This window comes from Mucilaginibacter sp. P2_A4, assembly GCF_056405015.1.
On record NZ_JBFUCX010000008.1, the window covers coordinates 291919 to 306738 of the forward strand.

Sequence of the window (14820 nt, forward strand, 5' to 3'; positions counted from 1 at the left end):
ATGAAAAGACCTGAAATATTTCAATGTTTTACTTTTTGCAAATAAAAATTTACAAAAAGTATGTGTGTGATTAAATGTTACCTACACATATAATGTATAAACCTGTAATATATATTCCTGATGATAACCAAAAACGAGTTTCTGGCTTTGTACCAAAAGTACATTAACGGGCAATGCACCCCTATGGAAAAGGAATTGCTTGATAGTTACAGCGATGAAATGAAATTGCAGGGCGATGACTGGACCGATGATTTAGTTGATGAGCAGGATGTACGCAACAGAATTTGGCAAAAACTAAATGACAGCCGCAAAGTAGTTGAAATTACACCACGTAAAAAAGCCAATTACCGTTGGATGGCCGCAGCAGCTGTTTTACTGATAGCTTTATTTGCGGGCTTGTTTTTTATAAAAGGTGAAAAACCAAAACAACAGGCAGTTACCGGCATAGCAAAAAACAAGCAACAACAAATTGTACCGGGCAGTAACAAAGCATACCTCACGCTGGCCAACGGCGCAAATATTATTCTCGATGATGCTAAAAACGGTGAAATTGCCGCTAAAACCGGGATCAAGGTGAGTAAAACTGCTAATGGCGTACTTGTATATCATTTTACAAAAACCAGCCCCGAAGCTGTTGCAAGCGCCGCGCCAGAGTTTAATACCATAACTACGCCACGCGGCGGACAATATAAAGTTGAACTGGTAGATGGCACTAAGGTTTGGTTAAATGCCGCATCATCATTAAGGTTTCCGCAGGCATTTACCGGTACCGACAGGCAGGTTGAACTAACCGGCGAAGCCTATTTCGAAGTGGCAAAAAATAAAGAAAAACCATTTATTGTAAAAGCTAACGGTGCTCAGGTGCAGGTATTGGGTACTCATTTCAACGTAAATGCCTACAGCGATAATAACAACATAACCACTACTCTTTTAGAAGGATCTGTAAGAATGTCAAATGCAAGCTCGGCAGTAATGCTGGTTCCCGGCCAACAGGGATCTGCAGGCGAAAACGGCGCGGCGATTAAAGTTAGCAAGGCCGATACCGAAGAAAACATGGCCTGGATCAATGGCTTCTTTGTATTTCATGACGAAAGCATTGTAAATGTGATGAAACAGGTAAGCAGGTGGTATGATGTTGATATTGAGTATCGCGACAATGTGCAACAGAACGAGTTTGGCGGTACCATATCCAGGTACAAAAACATTAATGAGTTATTAAACAATATGCAGTTAACCCGTACTATTCACTATAAAATTGAAGGAAGGAGGGTAATCATTATGAAGTAGTTATATCTGCCCAATAATGTTAACCTGTTATAATAACCAGGAGCGTTCGCACCGCCCCTGGTATTAAGCTGTGAAGCTGCCAGGTAAAAACCAATGATCATTTTTCTCATAACCAATTATTTAACCTAACATTCAAATGTATAAAATTTCTACTGCAATTAGATGCAGGGAGCTTCCCCGTATCCAATCTAAATTATTTCTGATTATGAAATTGACGTTCTTTTTATGCTTGATTTCCATACTGCAGGTTAGTGCCTCCACTACCTATGCACAAAAAATCAGCATGAACAAAAATAATGCATCCCTGGCTGCAGCACTAAAAGAGATCCACAAGCAGAGTGGATTTAGTGTGCTTTACAATGCCAAAATGCTAAAGTTGGCAGTGCCTGTAAACGTGCATTTACAAAACGTCGAGCTGGAAGAAGCATTAAAACAATGTTTCCAGGACCAACCGTTTACTTATGTAATCAATAATACAACCATCGTAGTTACACCTAAGATACAGGAAACAACCCCTGTTCAGGCTATTACGGTTACAGGCCAGGTTAAAGACAACAAGGGTTTACCCCTGCCTGGTGTTACCATTAAAATAAAAGGCTCTGAGATTGGCACTCAAACAGGCCTTGATGGTAAATATTCTCTTAGCGTACCTGATAGTAAAGCCGTTTTGGTATTTAGTTTTATTGGTTTTGTTAACCAGGAAATAACCGTTGGCAACCAGGCTAAAATTGATGTGGTATTAAAGGAACAAACATCTGCACTTAATGAGGTGGTAGTTGTAGGTTACGGTACGCAAAAAAAGGTAAACTTAACCGGTGCTGTTTCTACAGTAAGCGGCGAAGATCTTAATAAGCGCCCGGTTATAAATCCGGCTTCGATGTTGCAGGGAACTATACCCGGCGTACAGGTGAGCCAGGGCTCGGGCGAACCGGGTAACGAAAGTGTATCCATACAGATCAGGGGAAACGGAACCTTTAGTGGCGCCGGATCAGCACCGTTGGTTTTAGTAGATGGTGTTCCGGGTAGTTTTAGTGATATTAATCCTACAGATATTGATAATGTATCCGTTCTTAAAGATGCGGCTTCCGCATCAATATATGGTTCAAGGGCCGCAAACGGGGTAGTATTAATTACCACCAAACAAGGCAAAGCAGGCCAAATGAAAGTTCAGTACGATGGCAATGTTGGCATATACAAGCCAACCAAGCTTTTTAAACTGATAACCAACTCCGCTCAATACATGGAATTGTATAATGAGGCCCGTATCAATACTGGTTTAAATGATCCTAACGATCCTACCAAACTATATGGTCTTTATCCGCAGGATCAGATAGATCTTTACCGTAACAGTTCAGATCGTGTTCATTATCCTAATACCGATTGGTTAAGTCTTATTTTTAAAACGGCTCCAACACAAAACCATAACCTAACCTTTAGTGGTGGAAATGAAAAGACCACTTATAACATATCATTAGGTTACGTTGATCAGAATGGTATTATCAGGGGTTTCAATTATAAAAAATATACTGGTCGTATCAATCTAACCTCAAAAATTAACGATCATATCAAATTCGGAACTAATATTTTATTAAAATCCGGCACCACAGAATCTGCTGCAGGTGGCTCAAAAGATTTATTCCTTTCGGCCATGTCACAAGCGCCTACCTACGGACCATACCTTACCGATGGAAGCGGGCACTTTACCTATAAGGCTTATGATTATGAATACAACAACAAAAACCCTATAGCTGTACTTGACAATAGCTTCACCCACAATACAAACGATTACGCCGTTAATGCTCAAGGCTGGTTTGAAGTACAGTTTACCAAGGATTTTTCATGGTATACCAAGGGAGCTGTAAATGTTAATATGGATAAGTACAAGGATTATAAATCAACCCTTGATCTATATAATTTCAAAACCAACACGCTTTCTACTTCGTTAGATTTGGGTAAGGGATTAACCGACCAGGACGAACAAACTGTTTACTCAAACTTGTACAGTTACTTAAATTACAACCATAACTTTAACGGGCACAGCATTAAAGCGCAGGCTGGTTACAGTGTTGAGCAAAGTAAATATTCATACCTGCAGGGTTACCGTCAGAATTTCCCTGATGAGGATTTAAGGGAACTAAACGCCGGCGGACAAGACATTCAAAGAGCCAGCGGTACAGCAAACCAATGGGCGCTAATGTCATACTTTGGCCGTGTAAATTATAACTACAAAGAGCGCTATTTGTTAGAGGGCAATATCCGTTATGATGGCAGCTCAAAATTTGCCGGTAATAATAAATGGGGGGTATTCCCATCATTTTCCGGAGGCTGGCGCGCATCTGAAGAGCCTTTTGTAAAAGCCATGAATTTAACCTGGTTGGATAACTTTAAGTTAAGAGGCTCATGGGGAAAGCTGGGTAACCAAAACATTGTAATAGGTGGATATACTGTGAATTACCCATACCAGGCATTATTAAATCTGACTGGGAATTACTCTTTTGATAACTCCGCCTTAACAACCGGCGTAGCCCAACAATCATTAAACAATCCCGATATTAAGTGGGAAACTACTACCATGACCGATATTGGCCTGGATCTGGCGCTTTTCAAAAACTTTAATGTAACTTTTGATTGGTACAAGAAAAGAACAATTGATATCTTAAGGCAATCACAGGTTACCGCCATTGTGGGCTTAAGCGCACCAACTATTAACGATGGTGTTGTTGATAATACCGGAGTTGAGCTTGGTTTAAACTACAGCAACATGATTCATGAAGGATCATTAAGCGGGTTTACCTATGGCTTAGGAGTTAATTTAGATCACTTTAATAACAAACTGGTAAAATACGGTCAGCAAGACATTTTTGATTATACCACTAACAAAAACGGACAGCCTATAAGCTCTTTTTATATGCTGCAGGTTGCAGGAATTTTTCAGTCAACTGCCGAGGTAAACAACTCGCCTAAACAATTTAACGATAGCACTTTACCGGGCGACTTGAAATATAAAGATGTTAATGGCGATGGCAAGATTAACAGTGATGACAGAACCATTATAAGCGGCGTATACCCTAAATTAAATTACTCGTTTAACCTATCGGCAAGCTTTAAAGGATTTGATTTTTCGGCTATGATGCAAGGTGTTTACGGTAGCAAATCATACGTATCTAACTGGGGAGTAATTCCGTTTGTACAAGGCACGCCACCAACAACCGATTGGTTGAACAGATGGACTCCTGAACACCCATCAACCACTATGCCTCGTATTTACTGGGGATGGAGCGCTCCGCAAAAACTTACCCGCCCATCAACTTTCTTTTTACAGGATGCATCATACTTAAGGCTTAAAAATTTAGTATTTGGCTATACACTGCCGTCTAAGGTAACCAAGAGCATAGGTATTGACAGGTTAAGGGTTTACTTTGCCGGCGATAACTTATTTACCATAACCAAATTTAAGGGTCTTGATCCTGAACGTTATGGAAGTGGTGATTTAGTGCAGTACCCGCAAAATAAAATATACTCTTTTGGTGTAAACGTTTCCTTTTAATCAGTCCACATGAAAAATCGAATTATAGCAACTATATTAATTACATCACTGTTTTTAGGTGCATGTAAAAAAACACTGGATCTGAATCCGCTGGACCAGATATCCACATCTACCTTTTATAAATCAAAAAGCGACTTTGACAAAGCCCTTGCCGCAGTTTACGCGTCTTTACAAAACAATGAATTTGCAGAGGAACTTCCCATTCGTGATTGCCTTACCGATAATGGTTATGCGCAGTTTAACTCGGGCAGCGTTAATGATGTTGATCAGGGTAACTTAAATCCTACTACTGGTGGCTATGAAACCGGTATTTACAAAGACAGCTATGTTGGTATTGGAAGAGTAAATTTATTTATTCAAAACCTGGCTAACTACAAAGGATCTGATATTGCAGATGCCGACAGAAAGGCCTATGAGGGCGAAGTAAGGTTTATAAGAGCATTTTTTTACTACCAGTTATATACCATTTATGGTGATGTTCCCCTGGTTTTAGAGCCGCTTACCCTGGCTACCCAAAAACAGCCTAAAGTAGCTGCATCTAAGATACTGACTCAAATAACAACAGATCTTGATTACAGTATTGCAAACCTTAATACCGCTCCATATTTTTCAAACGGAGGACATGCTGCTGCTTCATCGGCCAAGGCATTAAAAGCCCGTGTACTTCTATTTGCAGCTTATGGCACTACAGGTACGCCTGATGTAGCTATGCTAACGCAGGTAAGGGATCTTTGTAAGGATGTTATGTCGCAATACACCTTAACTAAAAACTTTGAGGACAATTTCAGAGACGCCACACAGAAAAACAATACAGAAACTATCTTTTCTATTAATTTTTTGGCGCCTAACAATTTAGCTTACTGGGACAGGGATTACGGCGACTGGTGCTCAGCAAGTCCGCTTCCTAACTTTGTTAACACGTTTGAGTGTACCGATGGTTTACCTTATGGTACTTCGCCCCTTACCGATACAAAAAAGCCGTTTAACAACCGCGACCCAAGGTTAAGCAAAACAGTGTATGTTGATCATCCTGATTTTGGCGGAGGTAAAGTACATAATCCGTCAAACCCTCGTCCTACAGGTTATGGCGTACTAAAATTTCTTGACCCGGCCAATCTTCCATTCGGGTTCTCGACACTTAGCGGCCAGGATGCCATTGTATTACGTTTAGGAGAAGTGATGCTGATGTATGCAGAAGCACAAAACGAAATTGCCGGTCCGGATGCAACCGTTTATAAAGCGATGACAGATCTGCGTGCCCGTGTAACTATGCCCGCTTACCCGGCAGGATATACCAAAGAGCAAATGCGCGAAAGGATAAGACATGAGCGCCGCGTTGAGCTCGCTTTTGAAGGCTTACGTCATTATGATTTAATGAGGTGGCACATTGCGGATGATGTTTTAAATAAAGTAAAGGATAGCCTGATCCCTTACCATTTTGAAAATAAATTTTACAAATGGCCACTGCCACAAACAGAAATTGATAAAAGTGGTGGCGTATTGGTTCAAAATCCTGATTATAAATAATCAGCTTAAACAGTTTAATTTATATGATAACAAAGCGGCGGGTAATTTACCTGCCGCTTTGTTTATTTAAAGGACCCAGCTCTTTATATAGAGTCATGATTTTTACATCACCCTGATTCCGGGGCAACACAGGTTCCCGGTTGATTTCCTACTTTTGCCCAATCTTAAAATTATCTGCAATAAATGAAAGCTTTAACATTTTCAACTTTTGGCGGCCCGGAAGTACTTGAATACATTGACATTCCTACCCCCATATTACAACCCGGAGAGTTATTGGTTGAAATGAAAGCCATCGGCTTAAATTTTGCAGATGTTTATCGCCGAAAAGGTAATTATCACCTAAAGGGTACCCCTCCTTTTATAGCCGGTTATGAGGGTGCAGGTGTGGTAATCAACGCCAACAACAACCCCGATTTTAAAATTGGCGATAGCATTGGCTTTGCCGATGTGCCTTTTGCAAATGCCGAAATGGTGGCCGTACCTGTTGATCATGCCATTCCCTTACCGGCAAACATTAGTTTTGAAACTGCTGCTTCGGTTTTGCTACAGGGCCTCACCGCGCAGTACCTGGCTACAGATAGCCACCAAACCAAAGCTGGCGAAGTAGTGCTTATCCATGCCTGCGCAGGCGGCGTAGGGCAATTGTTAACCCAGATAAGTAAACTTTTGGGAGCAAAAACAATAGGGCTAACCTCATCTGCAGAGAAGGCAGCAACAGCCTTACAAAACGGGATTGACAAAGTATTTTTGTACCAGGATGATTGGAAAAACGAAGTTTTATCTTTTTGCAGCGGCGGTGTTGATGTGGTTTATGATAGCATTGGCAGCACCTTACAGGACAGCTTTGAGGTAACAAAAAACTGCGGACAAGTAGTATTTTTTGGCATGGCAGGCGGCGACCCCGCATTTGTTGATCCAAGAATGCTGATGGATACCTCAAAAACACTCACAGGCGGCGACCTTTGGAGTTACCTAACCTCAAAAGAGGAAAGAATAAAGCGGGCCAGCCAGCTCTTTAACTGGATTAGCAATAATGAAATTGCCATTTCGCCGCCAACCATTTTTAAACTCGCTGATGGCAAACAGGCACACACGTTTTTGGAAAGCAGGAAGAGTAACGGTAAAATAATACTTATCCCTTAAAATACCATATTTTAAATTTTCCTTAACGTATTTTCCAAAGCTCACAATGTATTTCGCAAGTAAATATGCTCCGTCAGGAGCTACCTGTTTGTAGCAATTTTTAATAAAAACAAGCTTGCTCCGTAGGTGCAACCCCAAATTAACAAGGTAAATATCATTGCTACAGCTTATTTACTTTTATTTAAAACCTCGTCAAAATTAATGAATAGATCGGCCTTGCTGTCATCGTCATAAACGCCTCCCGCTATAATGCTTTGCCCGGTTACTGCGGGATTATTTCCATGCCCTAATGGCCAGCTACCTTTGCTGTTTGATACACCAAACCCAGCATAGGAGGCTGCTTTAATAGCAAAATCGGTACAGTTATTTTTGGATAGATGATACTCCAGGCCATCATAACGTTTGGTGAGCAGCAGGATCTTTTCAAATCTTTTTTTGGAAATAAATTTACCCATCACTTCATCCCACCTGTGCCCGCAATCATTTTTAAACGTTCCCGAGCAGGAAGGATCCAATGGCGTTGCCGAAAACAGGTTGTCTTTTTGTGGGTAAAATCCAAAAGAAATAGAAACCGATGTTGAATCGGTATTATACTTAATAAGCGTAATAAAAGTATGCCCTGTATTGGTAAAAGCAAATACTTTGGGTTTGCCCGGTACCGGTTGTTTTACATGAAAAAGCAATGCATATGCGGCAGCCTTTTTGCCATCATTAAATGTATTGATGATGCGATCATAAGTTATCGCTTTGCTTTTTTCTTCGGTTTTGTCTTTTAACCCAACGGGACCTGGTGCATTGATAAATACCGAATCGTCCTTTGTATTAATGGATAAATAATTGGTATTTAAGGTAGAATCCTTATTCACGCTATCGGCTGCCAGCGAATCAGCTGAATACTGCAATGGCGCCGGGTTATTATTTGCCTGTTTGCCCTTTGCATATTGCATTGTTTTAAAAAAACATTTCATAGCCAAAGGATACAAACGCAACCTTGCAAATACATTGGCCAGCCTGTAATATACTTTAACTTTTGATTGATTATAATTTACCTCATTGTTATTCGCCGAAAGCTCTTTTAAGTAGCCCATCAGTTTTTTTCTTTCCTGGCGGTTACTTAAATGGGTTTCCATCCCTTCAATAAGGTTTACATCAGCTTCGTTATTAATTCGCGCTTTATTGGCGGCAGCCGGTGCTTTGCTTACATCCGATAAAACAGGAATATTAAAATCGTTTTCAAAAAAGTCTTTGGCTGTGGTATCGCCCGGTTTTAGTTTATAACGCACCGCTGCTGATAATTGGGCATGAGCGGGTAAACAATATAATAGGTAACTTATGATTATAAACGCCTTAAAATATGGGGTTATACGACGAGTTATCATGAAAAATGGTTTTTATCTGGTTAATGTTATAACGTAAATGAATAGCAAACAGTACATGGAATTTGTTTATCCACAACAACAATAATTTGGGCAATTATTATAGCCAGCCAAGTAAAAATGATGAAAAGCCTTTTTCATATATGGCACAAACGTAATAACATTTTAAATAGTCTACAAATTTAGTAGAGTATTTATTAAACTTGCAACATCGATCTGATTTTTTAGTTTGATATGACATTGTTTAGATGAAAGAATACGCTTTAATAACAGGTGCAAGTAAAGGCATAGGCAAATCAATAGCTTTATTACTGGCCAAAAAGGGCTATAACTTATTGCTGGTGGCCCGATCAGCAAACGAATTGGAAGATTTATCGATTCATATCAAAGCGCAGTATCATGTGGAAGTATCTTATTTTTTAGCCGATCTATCAGCCGCCGGTGCTGCTACCCGGATAACGGAGTGGAGCAGGAGCTTATCGGTACCTATATCCATACTTATAAATAATGCCGGCTATGGTCTTTGGGGTAACTTTGATGAATTGGCCCTGGCCGGGCAGATGAGCATGATAAAGGTTAATATAGATGCAGTGGTTGAGTTATGTTATCATTTACTCCCGGTTTTAAAATCGCAAAGGCAAGCCCATATATTAAACATCGCCAGCACTGCGGCCTACCAGGCGGTGCCCACGCTGGCGGTTTATGCAGCATCAAAATCATTTGTACTCTCATTTAGCCGGGCTCTACGCTATGAATTAAAAGATACTGTTGTATCGGTAAGCTGCCTGTGCCCCGGCCCTACCGACACGGGCTTTGCCCATCGTGCAGGTATGGACGCGCTGGCCGATCTGGCAGCCAAATTCAATATGACACCCGATGATGTTGCCGCCATAGGCATCAGTAGGATGTTCAGTAAAAAGGCCGAGATTGTGCCGGGCTTTTTAAATAAACTATCGGCTGCGGCTACAAGGCATAGCCCCAAGGGGTTTATTGAGCGTGTTACCGCCGGCCTGTACAAACGTTAAAAAAATATTTTCACAAAAATTTGTTTGGTTCAACAAATTACATACTTTTGCATAGTCTATTAAATACATAGACATTATATACATTGATTAAACAACAACACATACCGTTTGCATGCTCCATGCGAATGCCCTTCTCCCAAAGGGTCATGTGCAGCTGTTGTTGTTAATTTCCCCAAGGATCATCTCCTTATTTTAAAAACTGTTTAAAGCAGTTCCCAGGTTTTTCGCACTCATTTCCAAGCATTTTAATTCTTCTTTTTCATGGCAGGCTCATATCAAAAATTCACTTTAGGCTCAGCAATTACGCCCGAACAACAAGCTTTTTTTAACCAGCACGGTTTTATACACTTTACAAATTTTATTAAACCCGAAACGGTAGCTAACATCATACAGGCATCAGAACAGGTTCAGCAAAACTGGATTGCTAATAAAGTAGAAAAGGTAAACGGTGTACCCATTAAATATGGTAAAGATGTTGATGGCTCACCTATTGTGCAGCGCTTCGCTTTTATTAACAAACACCATGCGGCGTTAGATGAATTTTCCAAAGATCCCCGGTTCCAGGTATTGCTGAACCTTATTGGCGAAGGCGCCCGCCTGGGTACCGACGAAAAAGATGGAATGGTTTTTAATCACTACGTAAACGGCCCCGAAAGCAGTTTTACCAAAATGGGCTGGCACACAGATGGCTTGCGTGATATTTTCCATGGCCAAAAATTAAACCCAATGCTTAATGTGGGAATCCACCTGAGTACACTGAAACCGGAGAATGGGGGATTAAGAATTTTACCCGGAACCCATCAACAGAATCTTTACCAGATGCTTTTCCGTAAAAAATATTTCTTAGATCATGACACGGATGAAAATGAAGTTGCCATTACTCCTACAGCTGGCGACCTCACCATACATGACGGCCGCTTATGGCACCGTGTAGCCCAGTCATCTGTAATTGGCGAAGAAAGCCGCAGAAGGGTAATTTATATCCCCATTATTGCAGGCAAGTATGAGCCTAAAAATGCCGACAGCCCTACCGCCTTTTATCAACGTTTTGCAGGTATTGTTAAATAATAAATTATGTTAATCGCCTTATTCATCAGCTATCTTATCCGCAGCGGGAAAATAACTATCATCAGGAATTTCTTTAGCAATAAAATACCCGCCAAAGTGCTTGTACGCAACCCGGGGAACTAAAAGACAGCTATTATTTATTTTCGCATGGCCATAAACCCAAACCTTGTTTTATAGATCCGCGAAGGGTATTTTAATGAGTACCCTTTTGCGGATCGGGAATTAGTTGGCAAATAGTTTTTTGCATTTGACAGGTTTTGTATATTTATACATTATAAACCAGGCAGATAGCCCAAACTCTATGTAAAAAGATGATAACAGCCAAAGCCACCACTATTGACGAGTATATAGCAGATTTCCCAGCTGATGTTCAGCAAATCCTGCAGCAAATTCGTGCAACTATCAAAGAAGCGGCACCCGCGGCCGGAGAAAAAATAAGTTATGGGATGCCTACTTTCACGCTCAAGGGTAACTTAATTCACTTTGCAGCTTTCAAAAATCATATAGGTCTATACCCAACACCCAACGGCATCGAGGAGTTTAAAGAAGAACTCTCGGCATACAAGGGAGCAAAGGGTTCGGTTCAATTTCCGATTGATAAGCCCATGCCCCTAGCGTTGATCACCCGGATTGTGAAATTTAGGGTAAAAAAGAGCTTGGAGAAGAAATAAGTTTTAATCCACCAACAGTTGTAATTGCTTTATATCCTCAGGAGTTGTTCTGCAACAGCCCCCTATAATTTTTGCACCCGCTGCAAACCAGCCTTTTGCATCATCAAGAAAATGTGTGTGGCTTGCAGACGAAGACAACCAGCATTTATTAACCGCATCCCAAATTTCTCCTTTATTAGGGTAAACCAGTATAAGCTTACCTGTATTTATTGCCGCTATTTTTACAAGCGATGTTATGTGCTGCGGTGCGGTACAATTAACCCCAACAGCTATGAACTGATTTGATTGACTGATTAATTTTACAGCATCAGAAAATTCTTCTGCACTGCTAATTTGAGTATCGTTTTTACAGCTAAAACTAATCCAGGCCTGCACCTCCGGAAACTCCAATAACAACTCTTTTAATGCGATAGCTTCATCCAAACAAGGTATTGTTTCGCAAGCCAACAAATCTGCACCGGTTTCAATCAACAATTTAATTCTGCTGCGATGAAATAACTTAAGGTCTTCAATACTTACGCCATAATTACCACGATACTCTGAACCATCGGCTAAAGATGCCCCATAGGGCCCAACAGACGCCGCTATCAACGGCTTTTCTTTTCGGGATATAACTTTCATCGCATCCCCGCGTGCCTCGAAAGCCAATTGCACACTTAACTGCATCAGTTCAACAGCTTCCTGGTGGGTGTATCCATTTTTTGCAAATCCTTCAAAACTGGCCTGATAACTTGCCGTTGTAATAACATCAGCGCCGGCAAGCAAATAATCGTAATGTACCTGCTTAATTAATTCAGGATCTTCCTTTAATAATTTGGCCGACCATAATGTATGATTAAGATTAGCCCCTCTTGCTTCTAACTCGGTGGCCATTGCACCATCAAGAACAACAAATCCTTTTTCCTTAATAAATGCGTCAAATATATTTTTCATTTGTATAATTCTACCTGCAAGATAACAATTGTATTTAATCAGTTCTTATCACCATCCTGTCAATTTCCCTCCACTGCCTAAATTACATGTTTAAACTTCTTAATTTTACTTATGGAATTAGGAATAAGCACATTTGGCGAAGTACACCCTGATGGAACTGCCGGCAAAGCTGTAAACGCCCACAAACGGGTACAGGAATTATTGGCAGAGGTTAAGCTGGCTGATGAAGTGGGCCTGGATGTTTTCGCTTTTGGCGAACACCACCGCTCCGATTTTGTGATCTCGGCACCAGAGATATTTATGGCCGCGGCGGCATCTATCACCAAAAACATCAAACTATCCAGTTCGGTAACGGTATTGAGCTCTGTTGATCCGGTGCGCACATTTCAAAACTTCGCCTCTGTAGATCTGATCTCGGGCGGCCGGGTCGAAATGATAGCCGGTCGGGGTTCCTTTATTGAATCCTTCCCCCTTTTTGGTTTCGATCTGGATGATTACGATGCCCTTTTTACCGAAAAGCTTGAAATGTTCCTGCAGATCAACCAACAGGAAATCCTGAACTGGCAAGGTAAATTCCGCGCGCCGGTTATAAACCAGGGAGTTTACCCCCGCCCGCTGCAGGAAGCCATCCCGGTTTGGATAGGCGTTGGCGGTACCCGCGCATCCGCATTGCGTGCCGGTAAGTTAAACCTGCCTATGATCATTGCTATATTAGGTAGTGACCCGGTGCATTTTGTTCCCTTTGTGGAGGCCTACCGCGAATCGGCAGAGAAGGCCGGGCATGATGTAAGCAAGCTGCAGCTGGCCATATCATCCCAATTTTACCTGGCCGAAGACGCCAATCATGCTGCGGATGAGTTTTACCCATCCTATGAAGCGTTGATGAACCGGGTAGGCAAAGACCGTGGCTGGTCGCCCATGACCAGGGATTCATTTGAGTACCTACGCCAGAGCGGACCTTTGGTTGTAGGCGATGTACAAATGGCGGTAGATAAAATAATGCATCAATATGAATTATTTGGGAATACCCGCTTTGTTGCTCAATTGGTAACAGGCCATACCCCGCATCAAAAAATACTGAAAGCCATTGAGTTATATGGCACAAAGGTGGCTCCAATTATCCGTAAGGAAACCAGTAAATAAAACACACGGAATTTTTAAGGAATATTTTCCCGGAATTAAAAAAAAGACAGGAGATAAAAGAAGCTAACCTTTATCTCCTGTCCTTTTCATTATTTAATACGGTTATACCAATACCGTACCGCCATCAATAATTAGGCTGCGGCCTGTACCATATTGCTGTTTCATAAGGTATAAAAAGCCTAAAGCAACATCCTCTGCCTCGCCTACCCGCTTAAGCAGCAAACTACCTTCCAGATAATTGTACATGCCATTGCGCTGCTCCTCGGTCATGGCATCCCACAGGTTTGTTTTAATAACACCCGGCACAACACAGTTAACACGAATTGGCGCCAGCTCAACGGCCATAGCCCTTACAAAACCGTCCATAGCTCCACAAATGGCAGAGGCAACAGACCAGCCCGCGCCAGGCCTTTCACTGGCCGTACCACTGGTAAGCGATATAGAACCACCTGGGTTAATATGAGGTGCCCCGTATTTTACCGCGGTAAATGCACTCCAAAAGCGCAGGTTAAAAAAGCCTATTGCTTCTTCAACAACTGTATCACTTATGTTTTTCAGACTTAAATTTTCGCCGGCAGTATACACCAGGTGATCAAACCTGCCTATTTTTTCAAAAAATGCCTTAATGTTTTCTTCCTTACCCAGATCAACGGCATACCCTTCGCTCCCTTCTGGAAGTTCCTCAAGCGCTTTATCAATACGTTGTTGATTGCTGGATACAATAACCACTTTAGCCCCTTCAGCGGCAGCCGCCTTGGCAGTGGCCAATCCCAGGCCTGTGCTGGCCCCTAATAATATTACCCTTTTACCGGCGAGTGTTTCACTTTTCATATTCTTTGATTTTTGTAGGCACAAAATTCAACATGATAAAAGCAAACCCACTTAACAAATGGTAAAAAGCAAAGCAGCCTAAAAATGATTTGTTTTAACAACAGGTTATTCACAATTCTCTGTAGAAACGCATATTTGCGTCTCCCGGATACAGATTCAACTATACAGCAACCTATTTTTTAATAATTGTAATATTATAATTATAGCTCTCCTAACAACATAATAACGACTGCAAATAAATACACCTCAGCTTAGTATTTTATAACCAA

At 41.2% G+C, this 14820-nt stretch carries 11 protein-coding genes; 8 read left to right on the forward strand and 3 right to left on the reverse strand.

All coding sequences use genetic code 11. The annotated features are described in order from the left end of the window. The first annotated feature begins 120 nt into the window (after nt 1-120). The 4 genes from AC1DYB_RS16730 to AC1DYB_RS16745 all read left to right on the forward strand — a co-directional run bounded on the left by AC1DYB_RS16730 (nt 121) and on the right by AC1DYB_RS16745 (nt 7504). Nucleotides 121-1287, forward strand: coding sequence for a FecR family protein (locus AC1DYB_RS16730; protein ID WP_477436595.1), 1167 nt, complete (start codon nt 121-123; stop codon nt 1285-1287). 205 nt (nt 1288-1492) lie between these two features. Further along, a complete protein-coding gene (locus AC1DYB_RS16735; RefSeq protein ID WP_477436597.1) occupies nt 1493-4834 on the forward strand; it encodes a TonB-dependent receptor in 3342 nt (1113 codons plus the stop codon). 9 nt (nt 4835-4843) lie between these two features. Beyond that, nucleotides 4844-6361 (forward strand): RagB/SusD family nutrient uptake outer membrane protein, encoded by a 1518-nt coding sequence (locus AC1DYB_RS16740; protein ID WP_477436599.1) that lies wholly within the window; start codon nt 4844-4846, stop codon nt 6359-6361. 183 nt (nt 6362-6544) lie between these two features. Continuing rightward, complete coding sequence (locus AC1DYB_RS16745) at nt 6545-7504, forward strand: quinone oxidoreductase family protein (RefSeq protein WP_477436601.1); 960 nt, start codon at nt 6545-6547, stop codon at nt 7502-7504. Nucleotides 7505-7671: 167 nt separating this feature from the next. On the opposite strand, the gene AC1DYB_RS16750 is transcribed toward AC1DYB_RS16745, so the two are convergent. Then, on the reverse strand, nt 7672-8883 hold the full coding sequence (locus AC1DYB_RS16750; RefSeq protein ID WP_477436603.1) for a hypothetical protein: 1212 nt from the start codon (nt 8881-8883) through the stop codon (nt 7672-7674). 245 nt (nt 8884-9128) lie between these two features. On the opposite strand from AC1DYB_RS16750, the gene AC1DYB_RS16755 reads away from it, so the two are divergent. The 3 genes from AC1DYB_RS16755 (at nt 9129) to AC1DYB_RS16765 (ending at nt 11644) form a co-directional block, all read left to right on the forward strand. Further along, entirely contained in the window at nt 9129-9905 is a 777-nt protein-coding gene (locus AC1DYB_RS16755) for an SDR family NAD(P)-dependent oxidoreductase (RefSeq protein WP_477436605.1), read from the forward strand. 261 nt (nt 9906-10166) lie between these two features. Then, nucleotides 10167-10973: a phytanoyl-CoA dioxygenase family protein gene (locus AC1DYB_RS16760; protein WP_477436607.1), complete on the forward strand. Its 807-nt coding sequence runs from the start codon at nt 10167-10169 to the stop codon at nt 10971-10973. Between the two features lie 311 nt (nt 10974-11284). Beyond that, complete coding sequence (locus AC1DYB_RS16765) at nt 11285-11644, forward strand: iron chaperone (protein ID WP_295721632.1); 360 nt, start codon at nt 11285-11287, stop codon at nt 11642-11644. A gap of 3 nt (nt 11645-11647) precedes the next feature. Here the strand turns inward: AC1DYB_RS16765 and mmuM are convergent, their stop codons facing one another. Then, nucleotides 11648-12577: a homocysteine S-methyltransferase gene (mmuM, locus tag AC1DYB_RS16770; RefSeq protein ID WP_477436610.1), complete on the reverse strand. Its 930-nt coding sequence runs from the start codon at nt 12575-12577 to the stop codon at nt 11648-11650. 111 nt (nt 12578-12688) lie between these two features. On the opposite strand from mmuM, the gene AC1DYB_RS16775 reads away from it, so the two are divergent. Continuing rightward, on the forward strand, nt 12689-13720 hold the full coding sequence (locus tag AC1DYB_RS16775; protein ID WP_477436612.1) for an LLM class flavin-dependent oxidoreductase: 1032 nt from the start codon (nt 12689-12691) through the stop codon (nt 13718-13720). Nucleotides 13721-13822: 102 nt separating this feature from the next. Here AC1DYB_RS16775 and AC1DYB_RS16780 read toward each other — a convergent pair whose 3' ends face one another. After that, entirely contained in the window at nt 13823-14551 is a 729-nt protein-coding gene (locus AC1DYB_RS16780) for an SDR family oxidoreductase (protein ID WP_477436614.1), read from the reverse strand. Between the last annotated feature and the right edge of the window lie 269 nt (nt 14552-14820).

What these genes read in the sequence shown, in the direction of transcription:
- AC1DYB_RS16730 (WP_477436595.1), top strand. Translation starts at nt 121, where the DNA reads ATGATAACCAAAAACGAGTTTCTGGCTTTGTACCAAAAGTACATTAAC.
- AC1DYB_RS16735 (WP_477436597.1), top strand. Translation starts at nt 1,493, where the DNA reads ATGAAATTGACGTTCTTTTTATGCTTGATTTCCATACTGCAGGTTAGT.
- AC1DYB_RS16740 (WP_477436599.1), top strand. Translation starts at nt 4,844, where the DNA reads ATGAAAAATCGAATTATAGCAACTATATTAATTACATCACTGTTTTTA.
- AC1DYB_RS16745 (WP_477436601.1), top strand. Translation starts at nt 6,545, where the DNA reads ATGAAAGCTTTAACATTTTCAACTTTTGGCGGCCCGGAAGTACTTGAA.
- AC1DYB_RS16750 (WP_477436603.1), bottom strand. Translation starts at nt 8,883, where the DNA reads ATGATAACTCGTCGTATAACCCCATATTTTAAGGCGTTTATAATCATA.
- AC1DYB_RS16755 (WP_477436605.1), top strand. Translation starts at nt 9,129, where the DNA reads ATGAAAGAATACGCTTTAATAACAGGTGCAAGTAAAGGCATAGGCAAA.
- AC1DYB_RS16760 (WP_477436607.1), top strand. Translation starts at nt 10,167, where the DNA reads ATGGCAGGCTCATATCAAAAATTCACTTTAGGCTCAGCAATTACGCCC.
- AC1DYB_RS16765 (WP_295721632.1), top strand. Translation starts at nt 11,285, where the DNA reads ATGATAACAGCCAAAGCCACCACTATTGACGAGTATATAGCAGATTTC.
- mmuM (WP_477436610.1), bottom strand. Translation starts at nt 12,577, where the DNA reads ATGAAAAATATATTTGACGCATTTATTAAGGAAAAAGGATTTGTTGTT.
- AC1DYB_RS16775 (WP_477436612.1), top strand. Translation starts at nt 12,689, where the DNA reads ATGGAATTAGGAATAAGCACATTTGGCGAAGTACACCCTGATGGAACT.
- AC1DYB_RS16780 (WP_477436614.1), bottom strand. Translation starts at nt 14,551, where the DNA reads ATGAAAAGTGAAACACTCGCCGGTAAAAGGGTAATATTATTAGGGGCC.